The 1,681-nt window shown below is 74.9% G+C and carries 1 protein-coding gene and 1 pseudogene; both read left to right on the forward strand.

The annotated features are described in order from the left end of the window. Positions 1-464: pseudogene (locus NBZ83_RS31980) on the forward strand (transglutaminaseTgpA domain-containing protein); the annotation flags it as partial. A 23-nt stretch (positions 465-487) separates the two neighbouring features. Further along, positions 488-1,681, forward strand: a 1,194-nt coding sequence (locus tag NBZ83_RS31985; protein WP_261576492.1) for a hypothetical protein, incomplete at its 3' end; no start/stop codon positions are given.

A 1,681-nucleotide genomic window follows, 5' to 3' on the forward strand; every position in this document is an offset into this window, starting at 1 on the left:
GGGCTGGGGGCGGCGGGTCCGGTGGCGGGATGCTGCTGACCGTCCTGCTCGTCGGGGTGCTGGCGGTATCCGCCGCCGTCGCGCTGGGCATCGTCGCGGAGAAGGCGCGCCGCCGCCGCCGTCGAGCGCGCGCCGGTCCGGCGGCGACCCGGGTCGCAGGTGCCTGGCGGGAGATCCGCGACCGGCTCGCCGAGCGCGGTGTGGAGCGGTCACGGGCGCTGTCCGCAGAGGAGGTCGTCGAGCGGACCCGCGCGGTGCGCGGCGAGCAGGCCGGCGATCGGGTCGCCGATCTCGTGCCGGTGGTGGGCGCGGCCCTGTTCGCCGCGACCGACCCGGACGACGCCGACGCCCGGCACGCCTGGGAGCTCACCGCGGCGGCAAGCCGTGAGCTGCGCCGGGCCGACGGCATGCGGCGCCGGGTCGCCGCGGTGCTCGACCCGAGACCACTGCTGCCGCGGCGGTGACGCCGATGACCAGGCCAGTGCCGATGACCAGGCCAGTAAGGGGTGATCTGCGCGGGGCACCGGCCGGGCGTGTAGCCGCGGTCGCCGCCGCGCTGGTGGTGGCACTGGGCACACTGGTGGTTGTTCTGTCGGCGCGTGGCGATCACGCGGTGCGCGTGTCGATGCACGACGGGGCGGCCTGGCTGGTGTCGTCGAAGGTCGGCCAGGCGGCCCTGGTCGACGGGTCGTCCGCGCAGGTGGTGACGCAGGTCCCGGTCGCCGCCGACGGTGCGGACCTGAGCTCGGCGCAGGCCGGCAACGACGCCTTCGTCGCCGACGGCGCGACCGGCAGCCTGGTGCGGGTGGACGGTGCCACCTACGACGTGTCACAGCCCGCCCGGTTCGCCCGCCCCGGGCAGCGGCTGCTGGTTTTTCCCGGCAGTCCCGACCTTTTCACCTTCGCCGAGGGGTCCGGGCTCGTCACCACCGCTGACATTCGGTCACTGCGGCCGCGGGCCAGCCAGGCGCTCGTGTCGCGGATCGCGCCCGGCGGCGGGGTGGTCGACGGCGACGGTCGCCTGTGGCTGATCGAGGCGGGCTCGGGCGACCTGGTCTGGCTCGAGCGGGACAAGGTGGGCCGGCGGGCGGCGGCGGTGGATCCGGACGGCTCCCGGCTGGTGGTCGCCGCCGGGCAGGCGGCGGTGGTCGACGGAACGTCGGTGCGGCTCCTCGGCGTCGACGGCAGCCTCGGCTCGGCGACCTGCCTGGGGGAGAGCGCCGGTGATGACACAGCGGTGGTGACCGGCTCCCCGGCGACGTCGCGGCTCTACACCGTCTCCGGGCGCGGCGTGCTGCTGGTCAGCGACCTGACCAGACGGACCTGCGACGCAGCGGTCGACCTCGGCGCGGGCGGCCATGAGCTCGGGCCGCCCCGGGAGGCGGCGGGCCGGGTGTTCGTCCCCGACTTCACCACCGGTGAGGTGCACGTCGTGGACCTCACCCGCCCGCAGGACGTCCCGCACGTGAAAGTGCTACGGCCGCACACCCGGTTCGAACTCGTCCCGAACGGGTCGTTCATGTTCTTCAACGACCCGGCCAGCGAGCTGGCCGGGGTGGTACGGCTGAACGGATCCGCCGTGCCGATCCGCAAGTACGACCCCCGCAAGCCGGATGCGGGAATCATCCAGGATGCAGGCAGCCAGGGGGACGGGCCCGGCGGGGGGCCTGTCTCTTATACA

Origin of the sequence: Frankia gtarii, from assembly GCF_025403375.1 — a bacterium.
Taxonomy (GTDB): Bacteria; Actinomycetota; Actinomycetes; order Frankiales; family Frankiaceae; genus Frankia; species Frankia gtarii.